The following is an 18,166-nucleotide window of genomic DNA, read 5'->3' on the forward strand; positions in this document are numbered from 1 at the left end:
TTCTGTCACGAAGTCTAGCCCGGATTATGGCTGTTTCAGTACACAATCCATCATCTATCCGCCCGCTTATCCCGTGCCCGGCGCCCCTCTAGAATCGCCAGCCTTCTCGGCTTCTTGCCATTCTCAGGATGTAGCGCAGTGCCCCGCACCTCTTGGCCGTGTCTTGTTCGCGCCAGTCTGTTGACCCTGATTTCCCTGCTCAGCGCCTGTATCGACAGCCAGGGCATCCTGCCACAGGCCGAACGCCTGCAGCCCGCGCGGCTCGACCCCGGCGCCGCCCTGCGCCAGGCCGAGCGGGAGGCCGCCTGGCCACAGGAACGCTGGTGGCAGGCCTATGGCGATGCGCAGCTGGACGCCTGGATGGCCCGCGCGCTGGCCGCCAGCCCGAGCCTGGCCATGGCCGCCGCGCGGGTGCGCCAGGCCCGCGCCCTGGCCGGGATGGTGGAGTCGGCCGAGGCGCCGCAGCTGGATCTTGAGGCCAGCGTGCAGCGCAAGCGCTGGCCGGACGACTACTTCTACGGCCCCGGCGTGCTCGGCCGCACCAGCAGCTGGAACAACAGCGCGCAGCTCGGCTTCAGCTATGACCTCGACCTCTGGGGCCGCGAGCGCAGCCGCAGCCGCCAGGCTCTCGACCAGGCCCGCCAGGCGGTGGCCGAGGCGCGGCTGGCGGCGCTGGAGCTGCAGGGCAACCTGGTGCGCAGCTACATCCAGCTGGCCCTGCTGCACGCCGAGGCGGATATCGCCCGGGCCAGCCTGGCCCAGCAGCAGGCGCTGCGGCAGCTGGCCGAACGACGCCTGCGCGATGGCCTCGGCACCCGCCTGGAGGTCAGCCGCGCCGAGGCGCCGCTGGCGGAAAGCCACCGCCGCATCGACGCGTTGCACGAGGCCATCGTCCTCAACCAGCACCAGATCGCCGTGCTGGCCGGCCAGGGCCCGGGGGCGGGCGAGGCTCTGCAGCGGCCGACGCTGTCGTTGCAGCGCCAGCCCGGCCTGCCGGCGCAGTTGCCGCTGGAGCTGCTCGGCCACCGCCCGGACCTGCAGGCGCGGCGCTGGCAGGTGGCCGCCGCCGCGCGCGGCATCGAGGTGGCCAAGGCCAGCTTCTACCCCAACGTCAACCTGCTCGCCGGGCTGGGCAGCAATGCCACCCAGGGCGGCCTGCTGGACTTTCTGCGCTACGACAAGCTGGCCTACAACCTCGGCCCGGCGCTGAGCCTGCCGCTGTATGACGGCGGCCGCCGGCGCGGCGAGCTGGGCGTGGCCAGCGCCGACTACGACCTGGCCGTGCAGCAGTACAACCAGAGCCTGCTGCAGGCCCTGCAGCAGGTGGCCGACGCCCTGGTGCGGCAGCAGTCGCTGGCGCAGCAGGCGCACCTGGCCGCCGAGGCCGTGGCGGCGGCGCAGCGCACCCATGAGCTGGCCCAACTCGCCCAGCAGCGCGGCCTGACCGCTTTCGACGAGGTGCTGCAGACCCAGCCGCTGCTGTTCGAGCGCCAGCTCACCGAGCAGCAGGTGCGCGCCGCCCAGCTCAGCGCCCAGGCCGACCTGCTGCTGGCCCTCGGCGCTGGCGTGCAGCCGCAGCCCGGCGCGCCGAGCGAGGCCGATCTGGCACCGGGCGAGCCGCGCCTGCGCTTTCTTCCCCAGCCCTGAGGACCTCCCATGCCGCACTCCTTCAAGCTCGCGCTGGCCGACTGGGCGCGCAGCGACGGCCTGACCTGGGCCTTCGTCGGCAAGGCGCTGCTGAGTGCCTTCATCGCCCTGTGGCTGGCCTACCGCCTGCAGTTGCCGCAGCCGACCACCGTGCTGGCCACGGTGTTCATCGTCATGCAGACGCAGAGCGGCCAGGTGCTGGCCAAGAGTTTCTACCGCCTGATCGGCACCCTGCTCGGGCTGGCGGTGATGGTGCTGCTGATCGCCCTGTTCAACCAGGAACGGGTGCTGTTCATGCTCAGTCTGGCGCTGTGGATCGGCCTGTGCACCGCCGGCGCCGCGCGTTATCGCGACTTTCGCGGCTATGCCTGCGTGCTGGCCGGCTACACCGCGCTGATGATCGGCCTGCCGGCCACCCAGGCGCCGGAAAGTGCCTTCATGCAGGCGCTGTGGCGGGTGCTGGAGATCAGCCTGGGCATTCTCTGCACCGGCCTGGTCCACGGCCTGCTGCTGCCGCAGCACAGCAGCGACGACCTGCGCCGCAGCCTGCAGGCGCGCTTTCGCGAGTTCGCCGGGTTCGCCAGCGCGGGCCTGCGCGGCAACCTCGGCGTGGAGCGTTTCGAGGCCTGCAACGTGCGCTTCGCCGCCGCCGCAGTGAGCCTGGAGAACCTGCGCAGCGCCACCGCCTTCGAAGACCCGCACATGCGCCTGCGCAGCGGCCGCCTGGGCCGGCTGAACAACGAGTTCATGGTGCTGTCCACCCGCTTCCACGGCCTCCACCAGCTGCTCCAGCGCCTCGCCGGGGCGCCCGGCCAGCGGGTGCGCGAGGCGCTGCAGCCGAGCCTGGCCGAGCTCGACGCCTTGCTCGCGCCGCTGCACGAGCGCCTGTGCAGCGAGGCCGATGCCGCCCAGCTGGCCGAGCGCCTGGCCATCGCCAAGCAGGCGCTGATGCACAGCATCCGCCAGGGCCGCACGCAGCTGGCCATGGGCCAACCCGGCGAGGCGCAGCGGCTCGACTACGACACCGCCGCCGAGCTGCTCTACCGCTTCGCCGACGACCTGCACGACTACGCCCAGACCCACGCCTCGCTGCTCGACCACCAGCATGCCCGCGAGGACTGGCAGGACAGTTTCCGCCCGCGCGCCAACGCCGCCGCCGCCGCGGTGGCCGGGGTGCGCAGCAGCCTGCTGATCCTCCTCCTCAGCCTGTTCTGGATGGCCACCGCCTGGCCCAGCGGCGGCACCTTCGCCATGACCGTGGGCATGGTCGCGGCGCTGGCGTCGACCTCGTCCAGCCCCAGGCGCCTGTCGCTGCAGATCGGCCTCGGCGCGCTCGGCGGCGCCTGCCTGGGCTTTTTCCTGACCTTCTGGGTGCTGCCCTGGCTGGATGGCTTCGCCCTGCTGTGCTGTGCGCTGGCGCCGGTGTTCGCCCTCGGCGCGTGGATTTCCGCGCGGCCGCACGGCGCCGGCTACGGCCTGGGCTTGCTGATGTGGTTCTGCATGCTCTCGCTGCCGGCCAACCTGACCCTCTACGACCCCCAGCGCATGCTCAACGAATACCTCGCCGCCTTGCTCGCCATGGGCCTGGCCACGGTGGCCGCGGCGGTGCTCCTGCCGCCCAACCGGCCCTGGCTGTGGCGGCGCCTGGAGCACGACCTGCGCATGTGCGTGGTGCAGGCGGTGAGCGGCCGGTTGCGCGGCCTGGTCGGCGAGTTCGAGAGCGGCACGCGCGACCTGCTCAGCCAGGCCTACGCCTTCTCCAGCGGGCGCGCCGACGTGCAGCGCCAGCTGCTGCGCTGGATGTTCACCGTGCAGGAGGTCGGCCACGCGCTGATCGAGCTGCGCCTGGAGCAGGAGCGCCTGCCGGCGCTGGCCTGCTACGCCGAGTCGATGCCCTGGCGGCATTCCATCCGCCTCATGGGCCGGGCGCTGATCCGCCTGTTCGTGCAGCCCGGCGAAGGCAACCGGCAGCGCGCCCTGCACGCGGTGGAGCAGGCCATCGACACCCTGCGCGGCACCGCCGAACCCTGCGCGCCGCAGTTCGACAGCTCGCCGCTGCGGCGCATGCTCAGCTACCTGCACGTCATCCGCAGCTCGCTGCTCGACCCGCTGTCGCCGCTGCGCTCGCCCGGCGCCTCGGCCTACCACCACGGAGTCGCCCATGCCGCGTGAAATCGCCCTGCACGGCGTGTACCTGCCGAGCCTGACCCTGCTGTTCCTGCTGGCCCTGCTGCTGGCCTGGGCGCTCGACCGGCTGTTCGCCTGGCGCGGCCTGTACCGCCATGCCTGGCATCCGGCGCTGCTGCGCGTGAGCCTGTTCACCTGCCTGTACAGCGCCCTGGCGCTGACCATCTACCGTTGAGAACCGCCATGCCCGTGAAACGCCTCGTCAGTGTCTGCGCGACCCTGCTCATCCTCGGCCTGGCCGTGCTGCTGGTGCGCACGCTGTGGCTGCACTACATGGATTCGCCCTGGACCCGCGACGGCCGGGTGCGTGCCGACATCATCAACATTGCCCCGGACGTGGCCGGGCTGGTGGTCGAAGTGGCGGTGCACGACAACCAGCGGGTGGCAGTCGGCGACCTGCTGCTGCGCATCGACCCGGCCCACTACCGGATGGCCGTGCAGCAGGCCGAGGCCCTGGTGGCGGCGCGCAAGGCGGCGCTGGCGATGCGTCAGGTCAACGCCCGGCGCCGCGCGGAGATGGACGACCTGGTGGTGTCGCGCGAGAGCCGCGAGGATGCCGGCCACCTGTCCGCCATCGCCCTGGCCGAATACCAGCAGGCCCTGGCCCTGCTGGATGCCGCCCGGCTCGACCTGCAGCGCACCGAGGTGCGCGCCACGGCCGCCGGCTACATCACCAACCTCAGCGTGTTCGAGGGCGACTACGCCAGCACCGGCGAGCCGAGCATGGCCCTGGTCGACAGCGACTCGTTCTACGTCAACGGCTACTTCGAGGAGACCCGCCTGCCGCGCATCCGCCTCGGCGCGCCGGTGGAGATGCGCATGATGAGCGGCGAGCGCCTGCGCGGCCATGTCGACAGCATCGCCCGCGGCATCTACGACCGCGACAACCCGCAGAGCCGCGAGCTGACCGCCGACGTCAACCCGACCTTCAACTGGGTGCGCCTGGCCCAGCGCGTGCCGGTGCGCATCCACCTCGACGAGGTGCCGGCCGGCCTGCAGCTGGCCGCGGGAATGACCTGCACCGTGGTGGTCGAGGAAGCCGCCGAGCAAGCGGCGGATGCCGAGGGCCGGAACGGCTTGCTGCAGGACGGATTGTTGTAGGACGGATTGTTGTTTGAGCGGTAACAGTGCATGCGCACTTCGCCGGTATATCGCCGCCGCCCGGCTACCTAGAATTGTCCTGCCTCCCACGACGAGGCTCAGCAGCCCAGGCTACCTCTACCGGGCCGACTGGCTGCAACTTCGGCCGCTGCATACCGGCACGGCCGAAGTCCTTTTCCCTGTACTCAGGAACACTGCCCATGAAAGCTCTTACCCTGCTGGCCCTGGCCGGCCTGACCCCGTTCGCCTTCGCGGCGGAGCAGGCGGACACCACCGCGCGCGGCGAACCGCCCGTCGAGGTCTACACCTACGGCATGGATGTGGACGTGGCCCGCGTCATCGCCACCACCGATGTGTCGCAGATCTGCGGCGTGACCCCGTCGATCATGACCTACGAGGATCACCAGGGCCGCGTCCATCGCCTGGAATACCGGGTGCTCGGCGGCGGCTGCACCGACGGCTGATACGCTCGGCCCGCGCAGAGTGAAACGCAGCATGCCCGGCCATCCGCCGGGCATCGTCGTTTCTGTGGGCGATGTACCAATTGCGTGTTGTATGCGGCTCCATGGTTTGTAGGGTGGAATGCATATCCGCGTAGCGGCAGGAAAGAGCCATCAAGCATCTCGGAGCCCGAGTCCCCGTCAGGAGGCCGAGTGGAGGTGTTGCGCAGGGGGACGAGCCGCAGGGATGCGGCGAGAGGCTTAAAGGGCCAGGGATGGCCCTTGTAAGCCGGCCCCCGGAGCGGCACCGGAAGGAGGGGACCCGGAGCGAAGCGCAGGGCCGGATGTCGGGGTGCGCTTTCTTTTGCTTACTTTTCTTTGCGCAAACAAAGAAAAGTGAGTCGCCCGGGTGGGCGAAACCCAAACCATCAGCCCGCTCGGCAATCAGCTCAGCAGGGTGCCCTCGGGGCCATCAGGTGCGCACGGCGCACCCTACAACGCAGAGCTTGCGTCCATGGATGGCATGCGTCTATCCAACACGCTATCGGGACACAGCCTTTCTGCGAGGGCAAAGCTGGCGGCGCGTTCAGCCGCGTTCAGCCGCGTTCGAGGCGGGCGTGCTCGGCCAGTTCGGCCTCGATGAAGGCGCCGATCATCGCCAGGTACACCTGGGCCACCACCTGCGGGTTGGCGCCTTCCTGCTCGGCCAGCGCGCCGACCTTGGCCAGCACCTGGGCCACCCGGTCCGGCGCCGGCACCTCGGCGCTGCTGGCCTTGAAGCGCGCCGCCTGGCTGACGTAGCGACCGCGCTCGGCGAGCAGGGCGACGATCTGCCGGTCGAGGCGATCGATCTGGGCGCGCACTTCGGCGAGGGATTCACAGTTGACGTCCATCTGTCTGGCTACTCCGGGTTTGCGGTTGGCTGGGGCGAGTTGCCGCCTGGTTGCAGGCGGCGGATCTGTCGGTCCTGCAGGCGCGAGAACAGCAGCAGGGCAAAGATGGCGCCGAGCAGGGCGAACAGCATGTCCGACTGGGTATCCCAGGGGTCGCCCTGGGTGCCGAGGAACTCCACCGCACCCTGGCCCACGGCCACGGCCACGCCCCATTCGATGAACTCGTAGCAGGCGCTGATGGCCAGCACGATGCAGGCCACGATGAAGGCCAGCATCGCGCGGGTGCGCACATAGGCGCCGCGCAGCAATATCTCGCGAGCCACCAGCGCCGGCACCAGGCCCTGGAAGAAGTGGCCGAGCTTGTCGTAGGGGTTGCGCTGCAGGCCGAACGCCTCGGCAAACTCGAAGCCCAGCGGTACCCGCGCATAGGTGTAGGCGCCGCCCAGCATCAGCACCAGCGCATGCAGGAAGATCAGCACATAGAGCAGGGTGCTCAGCGGGAAGCGCCGGTAGGTGGCCCAGAGAATGGGCAGGGCGATCAGCACCGGCGCCACTTCCAGGGCCCAGGTGGCCAGGTCGTAGGGGCGGTAGCCGGAGAGCGCCAACAGGCCGAGCAGCAGGAGCGAGGCGCCTATGAGCCAGGGCGTGCGGTTTGAGTTCATCGGGTCTCCGGGTAGTCGAATTGAATGACAGCGCGAGGCGCGTGCGCAGGGTTCAACCGACAATGCCATACCAGCACCCGCTCGCACAGGGCGCCAGGTAGGCGTTGAAGGCGGCGGTTATCGCCAGCAGCCAGAGCAGCCCGATGCCGGCCAGCAGCAGCCAGCTGCCCAGCCGTAGCCAGCGCCGCCGCAGGGTCTTCTTGGCCAGCAGCGCCAGCGCGGCCAGCACCAGGCAGGGCAGCACCACGAGCAGCAGCACCTGTTCGGGCGAGGCGCAGGGCTGGCTGGGGGCGGGGCAGGGCTGGAAGGCGTGCAGCTCGCCGCACAGCACCAGCAGGGTGGCGGGCAGGGCTCTACGCATGCCCGGCTCCCTGGGGCCGCGCCAGGCTGCGCAGCACCAGATAGAGCAACGGGCCGATGGAGACGAAGACCAGGGTGAGCGCGAAGTAGGGCAGCACCGCGGCCACCGACTTGCCGCGCGCCTGGTTGTCCCGGTACATCCAGATGCACGCCAGGGCGGCGAGGATATACAGGTCGATCACCACTTGGGCGGTGTCGGGGCTCGACATCAGCTGCAGGCCGAACTGCACGAGTGACTGCTCGGCCTGCAGCAGGCTGAACAGGGTATAGGCCGTGAAAGCCAGCAGGGTCAGCAGCGGTAGCAGGGCTTTTTTCATCTTCACGTCCTTGTTAACAAGCATCGGGGCAACGCATTCGCTTTGCGTAGGAGCGGCTTCAGCCGCGAATCCGGCAGGCGCAGCCGTTCCGATTGGGACTCCAGCAAGCCCTACGCGCTGCCTTTGTACCACCGCCACGGGCTGCACCGCTGCCCACTGGTGCACAGCGGCCGCCAGGCTTGCCGCTACTGCCCACGGCGGGCGGCCACTCAACGGCTGGCGTCAGGCGCCGCGCCCGGTTCGGGATGCAGATGCACCGCCAGCCACAGCGAACCCTCGGCGGCGCGCTCGACCGTATGCGCCACCCCGGCGGGCAGGAACAGATGGTCGCCGGCCTTGAGCGCCACCCGCTCGCCGGCCACCTGCAGCACGGCTTCCCCGCGAACCAGCAGCACCCACTCGTCCTGGGCCTGCACGTATTGCTGCGGGGTGATGACGGCCGAACTGACGATGCGCTCGATTTGCAGGTTGCGCTGGCTGAGCAGCGTGTCGAAACGCTCGCCTTGCCGCGGGGCGGCGGCATCGCTGAACAGGTTGCGGACTTGCATGACAGGCCTCCTGGGGTAGCTGGCGATTCGGTTGGCGCCAGGCGGCGTCGCTGCGGCGCCCATGCGGCGCTTACTCCGCGGTGATGGGGCCTTTGGTGCCGGCATCGAAGTCGGTCCAATGGTCCTCATTCTGCAAGCGACGATCACCCTGGATGGTGTAGAGGATATTCCCTCCCTGAAAACCAGGGCCCCATCGCTGCGCTTGGCCGGCACGCTCTTACCGTTGAGCCAGCCCCGTTCGCTGTCATCGATCCGGATGGTAGCCACCGTTCTTCCCGAGCTGGATCTGGCAACCAGGGCGTCTGGCTACTCGCCGATGTCGTTTCGGCGGGAGCCTGCGAGGCAAAGCCGGCCTGGGCATTTTCTGCCCTGGACTTGTGGATGTCGCAGCCCTGCAACTCGGAGACCTGGGTGCAGCCGGAGCGCTCGAGTTGCTGCCGGTATTGTTCATCGATTGCATGGGCCGAGGTGCAGGCCAACAGGGCAATGCCGGCGGTGATGATCAGTTTCTTCTGCATGGACTTCGACCTTGTTTGGGGTGGCTGGGCAAGTGGCGAAGATTGAATTTGCAGTGCGGCGTTTAACGTTAGGTTAAGGAGCGGGCTTTAGCTCGTCCCGAGCGAGCGACTTGAATCACTAGGCCGTGCGCGGAAGTAAATAAATATAGAAATAAAAAGCATGCCGATTGCCGCGCTTATACCTGAGACTTTTCGTGCAAGAAAATTTGACTTCATCCAAGATTGTGATAGTTGTTCGTATGATATCTCGGGGCCATGAGGAACGTTTATAGAGTAAACAGGGAAGGTCCTTAATCCGCTAAACCACGAAAGGTTACCTTTGGGGTGAGCTAAAATTCGTATGTTGATTTTTCTAGTGCTTTTCAGGCTTGCAAGGACTTCATCGTACTCAACGCCGTGAGCCTCAAATCTGAATTTATTGACCTCGGGCGTGAGCCAAAATTCAAAGCCTTGACCTCCATATTTTCCGCGACTTTCTTTTATTTCTGAAACTTTTCCGTAGACTTCAATAAGTTCATTTTGTGGGGCGGGTGATCCATGTGTAGCCAAAAAGAATACTGCTGAAAAGGCAATAAGGGTAAGGCCTAATGCTAAGCATCGCTTGTCTTTTTTTATGGTGTTTTTTGCGTGCATGTCTTCAAGCGTAACGTTGGAGTTAAGACCGCACCGGTACGGTGTCGGCCTTGAGAACTTGTTAGCGCCACCCTGCGGCATGGCGATGTTGGTATGCAAACTGGATGGTACGAAGCAAAGGATATTGCTCAGGAATAGCAGCTTGGGCAATACGCAAATTCCCGATCTCGGCGGTGATTTCCGCAAGAAGATCGGCGGAGGTCATGATGCGACCGCCGGCAAGTGTTTTGACGTTGGCATTGCTTGCGAAGCCAAGGAGTGCAATTTGCTCAATATTTTTTGGCAGAGTGATGCCGCTGAAGATGCCAGGGATGTACTTTCGACCGGCCTCGAATTTCTTCTCATACCGGGCTTCCCGCTTAGCCCAGGTGTGAGCATCCATGGATGGCTCAATATGAACCAAGTGCTGCCGCTGCGGACAGAATGCGACAACATCTAGCTCGCATTCATAGCCGCCCTTGGCGCGTTTACCTACGAGTACGTTACGACGCACGAAGTAGCCACGGTATTCGTACCATTCAGATGTTAATTGTTCGAGATGATTCATAGGGGCGGTAACGTTTGGTTAAGGGGCCGGCTTTAGCCGGTCCCAGCGAGCGATTTGAACCAGTTGTTATACGGTTACTCAATTTTTGACAAATACTCTTTAGAATTTGGTACGGACATAACCTTTATTTGCGATTTGCCAAAACCGAGCGGGAATATTGGGTTGCAAGGATCTAGCCCAATAAAATACTCCAGTAGAATTACGCTTGACTCTATGTAGTCTCTTGTTTTTATAGAGAATAGTTCGCTGAGTATTTCTGAACTATTGCTTGATTTGCTATGGATTATTTCGTTTCTTATCCGCTCAAGATTTTTGAAGTCACTCCAGAAGGTCTGGTTGGATGGGGAGTTGCATTTTAGTATGTTAGGAATTATTGCGGATATTTTTTCTGACGTGTTAATCCAGCGCTCTATTTGTTCCTTGCCATAGTGCTCAATAATGCCTTTGCTCGTTGGTTTTTTGTATATGTATGAGTCGGGGATGCTAGCATTGCAGAATGATTCTATTGCTTTATAGCTAAAGACAACGGCTTTCTGGATTTCTTCTAAGAAGTCATAAGCCATTTTTACATCAGTATCAAATATTGTAGTGCTTGAATTGGCTCGTTGTTTTATTTCTTTTTTCTTGTTCTCGGCTGCAGTTAATGATTTTTTCGAGATGCTGAGTGAGAGCGATATCTCGTTTGGAATCGCAATTGATACTTCCTGGTTACCAATTTTCGCTGTGATTATTTTCTGAAAAAAAGCAGTCTGTCCGTATTCTTGATCATGAATTCCAAATGGTTTGTTTGACCTAACATCGGGCGTTGGAATGGCCAGCGTATCGTCGGTCGGCTCGTTTAATGTATGAACGCAAACCATTTTTTCATTTTTCTTTAAGCTCATACTCGGTCTCTGAAAAAGCCGTATAACTATTATTGGGCGAAATACCTGTCGCAATTATCTACACAGATGCAGTCGTATAACCTTCCTTGTCGTCCATAAAGCCCTTGTCTGCCTTGGCAGCGCTCGCGCTGGAGGAGAATCGCTCGGGAGTAACGCAACAGGGGACGGCAAGCCCGTACGCCGAGCGGCTCGGCGGCTTGTTGTCGACGCTAGCGCTTTGCCCGGGAACTGTCCATGCGCCGCCGCGGGGGCGGCGCGGGGTCAGTTGCGTGCGGCGCTGACGCCCTCGAGGGTGGCGAAGGAGGTGTCCTTGGCGGTGAGCAGGAAGTCGCGCATGAAGGGCGCGTCGAGCATGTCGGCGCGGATGCCGGCGTAGAGGGTGGCGAACAGGCCCTTGTCGCCCAGGCGCTTGGCCGTGACGTAGCCGCGCGAGCTGTATTCGTGCAGCGCCCAGTTGGGCAGGCCGCACACGCCACGGCCGCTGGCCACCAGCTGCATCATCATCACCGTGAGTTCCGAGGTGCGCACCTGCGCCGGTTCGACGTCGGCCGGCTCCAGGAAGCGGGTGAAGATGTCCAGGCGGTCGCGCTCCACCGGGTAGGTGATGAGGATTTCCCGGGCCAGGTCCTCGGGGACTATGTAGGGCTTGCCGGCCAGCGGGTGCTGGTTGCCCACGGCGAGCATGGCTTCGTAGGTGAACAGCGGCACGTAGGTGATGCCGGCCAGTTCCACCGGGTCGGAGGTCACCACCAGGTCGAGGTCGCCGCGGGCCAGGGCCGGCAGCGGGGCGAAGGAGAAGCCGGAGGCCAGGTCCAGCTCGACTTCCGGCCAGGCGTCGCGGAACTGGTCGATGGTCGGCATCAGCCACTGGAAGCAGCTGTGGCATTCGATGGCCATGTGCAGTCTGCCCGCCGTGCCGCCGGCCAGGCGCGCCAGGTCGCGTTCGGCGCCGCGCATCTGCGGCAGCAGGCTGTCGGCCAGTTGCAGCAGGCGCAGGCCGGCGCTGGTGAAGCGCACCGGCTTGGTCTTGCGGATGAACAGCGACAGGCCGAGCTGGCTTTCCAGTTCCTTGAACTGGTGGGAGAGGGCGGACTGGGTCAGGTGCAGGCGCTCGGCGGCTTCCACCAGGCTGTCGGCCTCGCGCAGGGCGTGCAGGGTTTTCAGGTGGCGGATTTCCAGCATGGCGGCCTCGCTCTGTAGGGGGGATAACGCTTTGTTCATCCACCACTCGGGCTGTGCGGGTTGGCGGTGGACAAGCGCAGCCTTGTCCAGCCGGTGATCATCGTGAGTAAAACTGTAGATCGTCGAGAATATGTTGAGTTTGTCTCATGCGTGCCCGGCTGTCGAGAATGGCCACCATCAGCATAAGGAGACAGACCCATGGCATTGGCCCACACCCTCGGTTTTCCGCGCATCGGCCGCGACCGCGAATTGAAGAAGGCCCTGGAAGCCTATTGGCAGGGCACGCTGGACGAAGCCGGCCTGCGCGCCGTTGGCCGCCAGTTGCGCGCCGCGCACTGGCAGTTGCAGAAGGACGCCGGCATCGAGCTGCTGCCGGTCGGCGACTTCGCCTGGTACGACCAGGTGCTCGGCCACTCGCTGGCCTTCGGCGTGATCCCCGCGCGGTTTCGCCCGCACGGCGGCCAGCCGGGCCTGGATACCCTGTTCGCCATGGCCCGCGGCACCGGCGCCGGGCACGCCGGCCCGGGCTGCTGCGGCGGCGCCCATGGCCAGCCGCTGCTGGCCCTGGAGCTGACCAAGTGGTTCGACAGCAACTACCACTACCTGGTCCCGGAATTCACGGCCGACCAGCAGTTCGCCCTGAGCTGGGAGCAGCTGTTCGAGGAGGTGGCCGAGGGCCAGGCGCTTGGCCACAACCTCAAGCCGGTGCTGATCGGCCCGCTGACCTACCTGTGGCTGGGCAAGGCCAAGGGCAGCGAGTTCGAGCGGCTCGACCTGCTCGAACGCCTGCTGCCGGTGTACGGCGAGATCCTCCAGCGCCTGGCCGCCCAGGGCGTGGAGTGGGTGCAGATCGACGAGCCGATCCTCGCCCTCGACCTGCCGCTGGCCTGGAAGGGCGCCTTCGAGCGCGCCTACAACATTCTCCAGCGCGAGCCGGGCAAGAAGCTGATCGCCACCTACTTCGCCGGCCTGGAGGACAACCTCGGCCTGGCCGCCGGCCTGCCGGTGGATGGCCTGCATATCGATCTGGTGCGCGCGCCGGAGCAGTTCCCGGCGATTCTCGACCGCCTGCCGGCGTACAAGGTGCTGTCGCTCGGCGTGGTCGACGGGCGCAATGTCTGGCGCACCGATCTGGTCCGCGCCCTGGAGGTGCTGCAGCAGGCCCACGAGCGCCTGGGCGAGCGACTGTGGCTGGCGCCGAGCTGTTCGCTGCTGCACTGCCCGGTGGACCTGGGCCGCGAAGAGGGCTTGGATGAAGAGTTGCGCAGCTGGCTGGCCTTTGCCGTGCAGAAGTGCGAGGAGGTCGCCGTGCTGGCGGCCGCGCTGAACCAGCCGCAGGACGCCCGCGTGCAGGCGGCCCTGGCGGCGAGCCGGGCGGTGCAGGCCAGCCGCGCGCAGTCGAGCCGTATCCACAAGCCGGCGGTGCAGGCGCGCCTGGCCGCCGTCAGGCCCGCCGACAGCCGGCGCCAGGCGCCATTCGCCCAGCGCAGCGAGCGCCAGCGGGCGTGCCTGCAGCTGCCGGCGTTGCCGACCACCACCATCGGTTCCTTCCCGCAGACCGCGGCGATCCGCCAGGCGCGCCAGGCGTTCAAGGCCGGCAAGCTGTCGCCGGCCGAGTACGGCGAGGCCATGCACGGCGAGATCCGCCATGCGGTGCGGGTGCAGGAGCAGCTGGGCCTGGACGTGCTGGTGCACGGCGAGGCCGAGCGCAACGACATGGTCGAGTACTTCGCCGAGCAGCTCGACGGCTACCTGTTGACCCGCTTCGGCTGGGTGCAGAGCTACGGCTCGCGCTGCGTCAAACCGGCGATCATCTATGGCGACCTGAGCCGTCCGCAGGCGATGACGGTGGCCTGGAGCCGCTATGCGCAGAGCCTCACCGGCAAGCCGATGAAGGGCATGCTGACCGGCCCGGTGACCATGCTGATGTGGTCCTTCGCGCGTGACGACATCCCCCGCGAGCAGCAGGCGCGCCAGCTGGCCCTGGCCCTGCGCGACGAGGTGGTCGAGCTGGAGGCGACCGGCATTCGCATCATCCAGATCGACGAGGCGGCCTTCCGCGAAGGCCTGCCGCTGCGCCGGGCGCAGTGGCCGGGCTACCTGGCCTGGGCCAGCGAAGCTTTCCGCCTGGCTGCCGGCGGTGTGCGCGACGAGACGCAGATCCACACCCACATGTGCTACAGCGAGTTCAACGAGGTGATCGAATCCATCGCGGCGATGGATGCCGACGTGATCACCATCGAGACCTCGCGTTCGGACATGCAGCTGCTGCAGGCGTTCGAGGCCTTCGACTACCCCAACGAGATCGGCCCGGGGCTGTACGACATCCACTCGCCGCGGGTGCCGGATACCGCCGAGATGGTCGCCCTGCTGCGCAAGGCCGCGGCGCGCATCCCCGTCGAGCGCCTGTGGGTCAACCCGGATTGCGGCCTGAAGACCCGCGCCTGGGCGGAAACCGAGGCGGCGCTGGTGAACATGGTGGCGGCGGCGCGCCAGCTGCGTGGCGAGCTGGCCTGAACGCCGGGCTTGCCGATGGCGCAGTCCCCATTCCATGTTGCTGCGCAGCGCTGTGGGAGCGGCTTCGGTCGCGCAACAGCTGCCCATGTTGCGACTCGGGCGCGGATAGATGCGTCCGTCGGGTTCGTGCGGGGCCGCTGCTCCGGCTGTTCGTGGGAGCGGATTTATCCGCGATAAACCGGCCGCTCGGAGCAGGCCCCGAGCGCGGATAAATCCGCTCCCACCCCAGCTCGATGGCGGTTTGCGGCCAGGCGGTGATGGCGTGGGGGCGGCTTCGGTCGCGCAAGAGCTGCCCATGTTGCGACTCGAGCGCGGATAGATGCGCCCGCCGGGTTCGTGCGGGGCTGGCTGCTCTGGCTGTTCGTGGGAGCGGATTCATCCGCGATAAACCGGCCGCTCGGAGCAGGCCCCGATCACGGATAAATCCGCTCCCACCCCAGCTCGATGGCGGTTTGCGGCTAGGCGGCGATGGCGACCAGGCTCAGCAGGTAGCCGTCGAAGCTGGCGAACTGCCCGCTCAGTTGGCTGCCGGCCGGCCAGGCCTGGCTCAGGTCGAGCAGCAGGCGCAGCCGGGCCTGGCCGTCGCTGGCGTGCTCGAGCAGTTCGGCATCGTGGAAGTAGAAACGCTGCCGCACCAGCGGGTAGAGCGCCTTGAACAGGCTCTCCTTGAGGGAGAAGGTCAGGGTCACCCGCTGGGCCAGGGCCAGTTCGTCCAGCCCGCTGGCTCGCTGCAGTTCGGCCGGGGTGAGGATTTCTCCGGCCAGCCGGGCGGCACGGGCCGGGCTCAGCTGTTTTTCCAGGTCCAGGCCCAGGCCCTGCCAGGCATGGCTGTGCGCCACCAGGGCGGCGGCCTGGCCATGGCTGTGAGTGATCGAGCCGACGCTGCCGGTCGGCCACTGCGGCGCGCCGTCTGCGCCGCGCTGCGGTACGTTCGCGCGGCCTTGCAGCAGTTGCAGGGCCTGGCGTGCGCACAGGCGCCCGGCCAGGTATTCGCCCTGGCGCTTGGCCACGCCGTCGACCGGGGCGATGGCGCAGTCGGCGAAGTCGTCGCTGCGCAGCTGCGCCGGGTCGAACCGCGCCCGCACCAGGTGCGCGCCGGCCAGCGCCAGCGGCGTTGGCCAGGCAGCGGGGAGCAGGGTGCAGAAGGGCGGGATGGCTGTGGACGTCATGCCCGGCATTCTGCCGTGCAGCGGGGAAGCGGGCCAGCCGTTTACATTTCTTTGCACAAGGTTAACCAAGCGCTACAGAGCAAACGCTTGTTTTCTGTTTAGATGGGACACGCGTTCCAACTGAACGCTGGTGAGGTTGTAGCCACGGCCGGCAATTTGCCGCTGTGGATTTACTCTGATGAATGAGTGCGGGAGCCCGTTTGGGCTCCCGTTTTTTTTGCCTGCGGTTTGCCGCCTGGCCGCTAAACCGTAGGTTGGGTTGAGTCGCAACGCGACGAAGCCCAACGATCCAGACCCGCCTATTGGGCTTCGCTGCGCTCAACGCCAACCTACCCGCGCCTGCGCGCCGCGAACCCATGCCATACCGAGTCGGGCAGAGCCTTCTTGCCCATGAGTTGTCGACGGGTGCCGTTGCGCCCGCTCAGAACACCTCCTCGAACAGTGCCTGCATATCCACCCAGGAACGCTGGTCGGCTTCCTTCTGGTAGCCGACATCCATGCCGTGGGCCTGGTGCGCGTCGGCGTCCGGGTTGCTGAAGCCGTGCTTGGCGCCGGTCAGCTCGACGAAGCGGTAGTCGGCGCCGGCCTTGTCCATCTCGCTCTTGAAGTCGGCGACCTGCTGCGCGGTGATGAAGCTGTCGGCGCCGCCGTGTTCGACCAGCACCCTGGCCTTGACGCTGCCCGGCGTGGCCGGGGTGGCGGTGACCAGGGCGCCGTGGAAGCTCACCACCGCGGCCAGCGGCAGGCCCTGGCGGGCCATGTCCAGCACCACCTTGCCACCGAAGCAGTAGCCGACCGCGGCCAGGCGCGCCGGATCGGTCTGCGCCTGCGCCTTGAGCAGGTCGAGGCCGGCCTGGAAGCGCGCCTTGGGCGTGGCCGGGTCGGCCAGGGCGGCGTTCATGAAGGCCTTGGCATCGTCCGGGTGGCTGGTGTGCTGGCCGCCGCCGTACATGTCCACGGCCAGGGCGCTGTAGCCGAGGGCGGCGAGGTCGCGGGCGCGGCGCTTGGCGTAGTCGTTCAGGCCCCACCATTCATGCACCACGATCACCCCGGGGCGCTGGCCGGCGACGGCATCGTCCCAGGCGTGGTAGCCGACCAGCTGGGTGCCGTCGGCGGCGGTGTAGGGGAACTCGCGGGTCTGGATTTCGGCCTGGGCCAGGGCGCTGCAGCACAGCAGGCCGAGGAGCAATTTGCGCATGGTGGTTCTCCGTTCGACTGGGGTTGGCGTGGTAGCGAAGCCGCAGGTTAACCCCGGGGCCGGCACCGCTAAAGGGAGAAGATTAGCCTGCTATCGGTAGCCTTTCCTGTGCTAGCCTGAGGTTCCCATCGGCTCGTCCGTCCGAGAGTCTGCATGTCTGCCACGCCTGTTTCCACGCACCTGGTGCGCGGCACCGTCGCCTATCGACGGGCCACCCTGGCGCTGTTCTGCGCCGGCTTCGCCACCTTCGCCATGCTCTATTGCGTGCAGCCGCTGCTGCCGCTGCTGGCCGAGTATTTTGCCGTGTCGGCGGCGAGCAGCAGCCTGGCGTTGTCCCTGACCACCCTGAGCCTGGCGCTGTGCCTGTTGCTGGCCGGCGCCCTGGCCGAGAGCTGGGGGCGCAAGCCGGTGATGGTCGCCGCCCTGGGCCTGGCCGTGTTGCTGGGGCTGGCCTGCGCCCTGGTCGACAGCTGGCAGTGGCTGCTGGTGCTGCGCGCGCTGCTGGGCCTGGCCCTGAGCGGCCTGCCGGCGCTGGCCATGGCCTATGTCGGCGAGGAATTCGACCCCGACTCGCTGCCGGCGGCGATGGGCCTGTACATCGGCGGCACCGCCCTCGGCGGCCTGCTCGGGCGCCTGCTCGCCGGCCTGCTGGCCGACCTCGGCGGCTGGCCGCTGGCGCTCGGCGGGATTGCCGGGCTGGGCCTGCTGGCGCTGCTGCTGTTCGTCTGGCTGTTGCCGCCGTCGCGGCATTTCCAGGCGCAGGCCTTGTCGCTGCGCGGGCTGCTCGGCAATTTCGCCGGGCACCTGGGCAATCCGCACTTGCGCCTGCTGTTCCTCCTGGCCTTTTTGCTGATGGGCGGCTTCGTCGCGCTGTTCAACTACGTCGGCTTTCGCCTGGCGGCACCGCCGTTCTCGCTGTCGGCGACGGTGATCGGCCTGCTGTTCGTGGTCTACCTGGGCGGCATTCTCAGCGCCGGTTGGGCCGGGCGCCTGGTCGCGCGCCTCGGCGCACGGCGGGTGCTGCAGGGCGGCATCGGCCTGATGCTGCTGGGCGTGCTGGGGTGCGCGGCGCCCTGGCTGTGGCTGCTGGTGCTGGGGCTGGCGCTGTTCACCCTGGGCTTCTTCGCCGCCCACGCGGTGGCCAGCGGCCAGGTCGGCCAGCGCGCCCGCCAGGCACGGGCGCAGGCTTCGTCGCTGTACCTGTGCGCCTACTACCTGGGCTCCAGTGTGCTCGGCTATGCCGGCGGCTGGATCTGGCAGCACTTCGGTTGGTCGGCGCTGCTGGTGGCGCTGGCCGGGCTGTTCCTGCTGGCGCTGCTGGCGGCGCGGCGCTTGTAGGGAGCGCCGTGTGGCGGAACAGACT

General features: G+C 66.5%; 19 protein-coding genes. 7 read left to right on the top strand and 12 right to left on the bottom strand.

The genetic code is table 11. The features are described 5' to 3' along the window. Window positions 1–138 precede the first annotated feature (138 nt). From F3I16_RS18325 to F3I16_RS18345, 5 genes are all read left to right on the top strand, one after another. Complete coding sequence (locus tag F3I16_RS18325; RefSeq protein WP_160494985.1) at window positions 139–1,647, top strand: efflux transporter outer membrane subunit; 1,509 nt, start codon at window positions 139–141, stop codon at window positions 1,645–1,647. Between the two features lie 9 nt (window positions 1,648–1,656). After that, window positions 1,657–3,819, top strand: coding sequence for an FUSC family protein (locus F3I16_RS18330; protein ID WP_160494986.1), 2,163 nt, complete (start codon window positions 1,657–1,659; stop codon window positions 3,817–3,819). Continuing rightward, window positions 3,809–4,009, top strand: a complete 201-nt coding sequence (locus F3I16_RS18335) for a DUF1656 domain-containing protein (protein WP_160081758.1) — start codon at window positions 3,809–3,811, stop codon at window positions 4,007–4,009. Before F3I16_RS18330 ends, F3I16_RS18335 begins: the two co-directional genes overlap by 11 nt. A gap of 8 nt (window positions 4,010–4,017) precedes the next feature. After that, window positions 4,018–4,935 (top strand): HlyD family secretion protein, encoded by a 918-nt coding sequence (locus F3I16_RS18340; RefSeq protein WP_160494987.1) that lies wholly within the window; start codon window positions 4,018–4,020, stop codon window positions 4,933–4,935. 200 nt (window positions 4,936–5,135) lie between these two features. Beyond that, a complete protein-coding gene (locus tag F3I16_RS18345) occupies window positions 5,136–5,399 on the top strand; it encodes a DUF2790 domain-containing protein (protein ID WP_160081754.1) in 264 nt (87 codons plus the stop codon). A gap of 572 nt (window positions 5,400–5,971) precedes the next feature. Here the strand turns inward: F3I16_RS18345 and F3I16_RS18350 are convergent. The 10 genes from F3I16_RS18350 to metR all read right to left on the bottom strand — a co-directional run bounded on the left by F3I16_RS18350 (window position 5,972) and on the right by metR (window position 11,919). Next, window positions 5,972–6,268 carry a chorismate mutase gene (locus F3I16_RS18350; RefSeq protein WP_160494988.1) on the bottom strand — a complete coding sequence of 99 codons (297 nt, stop codon included), beginning with the start codon at window positions 6,266–6,268 and terminating at the stop codon, window positions 5,972–5,974. 8 nt (window positions 6,269–6,276) lie between these two features. After that, complete coding sequence (locus F3I16_RS18355; RefSeq protein WP_160494989.1) at window positions 6,277–6,930, bottom strand: DUF2238 domain-containing protein; 654 nt, start codon at window positions 6,928–6,930, stop codon at window positions 6,277–6,279. 52 nt (window positions 6,931–6,982) lie between these two features. Continuing rightward, window positions 6,983–7,291: a hypothetical protein gene (locus F3I16_RS18360; protein ID WP_160494990.1), complete on the bottom strand. Its 309-nt coding sequence runs from the start codon at window positions 7,289–7,291 to the stop codon at window positions 6,983–6,985. Then, the gene (locus tag F3I16_RS18365; protein WP_160494991.1) at window positions 7,284–7,607 is read right to left on the bottom strand and encodes a DUF2834 domain-containing protein; all 324 of its coding nucleotides are present in this window, start codon (window positions 7,605–7,607) and stop codon (window positions 7,284–7,286) included. Before F3I16_RS18365 ends, F3I16_RS18360 begins: the two co-directional genes overlap by 8 nt. Before the next feature lie 209 nt (window positions 7,608–7,816). Next, window positions 7,817–8,155, bottom strand: a complete 339-nt coding sequence (locus tag F3I16_RS18370; protein WP_160494992.1) for a cupin domain-containing protein — start codon at window positions 8,153–8,155, stop codon at window positions 7,817–7,819. A gap of 143 nt (window positions 8,156–8,298) precedes the next feature. Continuing rightward, a complete protein-coding gene (locus F3I16_RS18375; RefSeq protein ID WP_256670227.1) occupies window positions 8,299–8,673 on the bottom strand; it encodes a hypothetical protein in 375 nt (124 codons plus the stop codon). An 87-nt stretch (window positions 8,674–8,760) separates the two neighbouring features. Continuing rightward, the gene (locus F3I16_RS18380; RefSeq protein WP_160494993.1) at window positions 8,761–9,306 is read right to left on the bottom strand and encodes a hypothetical protein; all 546 of its coding nucleotides are present in this window, start codon (window positions 9,304–9,306) and stop codon (window positions 8,761–8,763) included. Window positions 9,307–9,367: 61 nt separating this feature from the next. Continuing rightward, window positions 9,368–9,853: a hypothetical protein gene (locus tag F3I16_RS18385; protein WP_160494994.1), complete on the bottom strand. Its 486-nt coding sequence runs from the start codon at window positions 9,851–9,853 to the stop codon at window positions 9,368–9,370. Between the two features lie 74 nt (window positions 9,854–9,927). Further along, the gene (locus F3I16_RS18390; protein WP_160494995.1) at window positions 9,928–10,737 is read right to left on the bottom strand and encodes a hypothetical protein; all 810 of its coding nucleotides are present in this window, start codon (window positions 10,735–10,737) and stop codon (window positions 9,928–9,930) included. Between the two features lie 261 nt (window positions 10,738–10,998). Next, a complete protein-coding gene (metR, locus tag F3I16_RS18395; protein WP_160083438.1) occupies window positions 10,999–11,919 on the bottom strand; it encodes a transcriptional regulator MetR in 921 nt (306 codons plus the stop codon). A gap of 198 nt (window positions 11,920–12,117) precedes the next feature. Here metR and metE point away from each other — a divergent pair, with 198 nt between their 5' ends. After that, on the top strand, window positions 12,118–14,436 hold the full coding sequence (gene metE / locus F3I16_RS18400) for a 5-methyltetrahydropteroyltriglutamate--homocysteine S-methyltransferase (RefSeq protein ID WP_160494996.1): 2,319 nt from the start codon (window positions 12,118–12,120) through the stop codon (window positions 14,434–14,436). 458 nt (window positions 14,437–14,894) lie between these two features. Here metE and F3I16_RS18405 read toward each other — a convergent pair whose 3' ends face one another. Together F3I16_RS18405 and F3I16_RS18410 are read right to left on the bottom strand one after the other, a co-directional pair. Further along, window positions 14,895–15,614 carry a 4'-phosphopantetheinyl transferase superfamily protein gene (locus F3I16_RS18405; RefSeq protein WP_160494997.1) on the bottom strand — a complete coding sequence of 240 codons (720 nt, stop codon included), beginning with the start codon at window positions 15,612–15,614 and terminating at the stop codon, window positions 14,895–14,897. Between the two features lie 412 nt (window positions 15,615–16,026). Then, a complete protein-coding gene (locus F3I16_RS18410; protein WP_160494998.1) occupies window positions 16,027–16,803 on the bottom strand; it encodes a dienelactone hydrolase family protein in 777 nt (258 codons plus the stop codon). A gap of 153 nt (window positions 16,804–16,956) precedes the next feature. Between F3I16_RS18410 and F3I16_RS18415 the strand changes: the two genes are divergently transcribed. After that, window positions 16,957–18,141 carry an MFS transporter gene (locus F3I16_RS18415; RefSeq protein WP_160494999.1) on the top strand — a complete coding sequence of 395 codons (1,185 nt, stop codon included), beginning with the start codon at window positions 16,957–16,959 and terminating at the stop codon, window positions 18,139–18,141. Window positions 18,142–18,166 lie beyond the last annotated feature (25 nt).

It is taken from the genome of Pseudomonas sp. L-22-4S-12 (genome assembly GCF_009799935.1).
Lineage (GTDB): Bacteria > Pseudomonadota > Gammaproteobacteria > Pseudomonadales > Pseudomonadaceae > Aquipseudomonas.

Excerpts from the sequence above, each read along its gene's own strand:
- F3I16_RS18405 (WP_160494997.1), bottom strand. The coding sequence starts at position 15,614 with ATGCCGGGCATGACGTCCACAGCCATCCCGCCCTTCTGCACCCTGCTC.
- F3I16_RS18345 (WP_160081754.1), top strand. The coding sequence starts at position 5,136 with ATGAAAGCTCTTACCCTGCTGGCCCTGGCCGGCCTGACCCCGTTCGCC.
- F3I16_RS18370 (WP_160494992.1), bottom strand. The coding sequence starts at position 8,155 with ATGCAAGTCCGCAACCTGTTCAGCGATGCCGCCGCCCCGCGGCAAGGC.
- F3I16_RS18340 (WP_160494987.1), top strand. The coding sequence starts at position 4,018 with ATGCCCGTGAAACGCCTCGTCAGTGTCTGCGCGACCCTGCTCATCCTC.
- F3I16_RS18335 (WP_160081758.1), top strand. The coding sequence starts at position 3,809 with ATGCCGCGTGAAATCGCCCTGCACGGCGTGTACCTGCCGAGCCTGACC.
- F3I16_RS18330 (WP_160494986.1), top strand. The coding sequence starts at position 1,657 with ATGCCGCACTCCTTCAAGCTCGCGCTGGCCGACTGGGCGCGCAGCGAC.
- F3I16_RS18350 (WP_160494988.1), bottom strand. The coding sequence starts at position 6,268 with ATGGACGTCAACTGTGAATCCCTCGCCGAAGTGCGCGCCCAGATCGAT.
- F3I16_RS18415 (WP_160494999.1), top strand. The coding sequence starts at position 16,957 with ATGTCTGCCACGCCTGTTTCCACGCACCTGGTGCGCGGCACCGTCGCC.
- F3I16_RS18385 (WP_160494994.1), bottom strand. The coding sequence starts at position 9,853 with ATGAATCATCTCGAACAATTAACATCTGAATGGTACGAATACCGTGGC.
- F3I16_RS18375 (WP_256670227.1), bottom strand. The coding sequence starts at position 8,673 with ATGCAGAAGAAACTGATCATCACCGCCGGCATTGCCCTGTTGGCCTGC.
- metR (WP_160083438.1), bottom strand. The coding sequence starts at position 11,919 with ATGCTGGAAATCCGCCACCTGAAAACCCTGCACGCCCTGCGCGAGGCC.
- F3I16_RS18365 (WP_160494991.1), bottom strand. The coding sequence starts at position 7,607 with ATGAAAAAAGCCCTGCTACCGCTGCTGACCCTGCTGGCTTTCACGGCC.
- F3I16_RS18380 (WP_160494993.1), bottom strand. The coding sequence starts at position 9,306 with ATGCACGCAAAAAACACCATAAAAAAAGACAAGCGATGCTTAGCATTA.
- F3I16_RS18390 (WP_160494995.1), bottom strand. The coding sequence starts at position 10,737 with ATGAGCTTAAAGAAAAATGAAAAAATGGTTTGCGTTCATACATTAAAC.
- F3I16_RS18360 (WP_160494990.1), bottom strand. The coding sequence starts at position 7,291 with ATGCGTAGAGCCCTGCCCGCCACCCTGCTGGTGCTGTGCGGCGAGCTG.
- metE (WP_160494996.1), top strand. The coding sequence starts at position 12,118 with ATGGCATTGGCCCACACCCTCGGTTTTCCGCGCATCGGCCGCGACCGC.
- F3I16_RS18355 (WP_160494989.1), bottom strand. The coding sequence starts at position 6,930 with ATGAACTCAAACCGCACGCCCTGGCTCATAGGCGCCTCGCTCCTGCTG.
- F3I16_RS18410 (WP_160494998.1), bottom strand. The coding sequence starts at position 16,803 with ATGCGCAAATTGCTCCTCGGCCTGCTGTGCTGCAGCGCCCTGGCCCAG.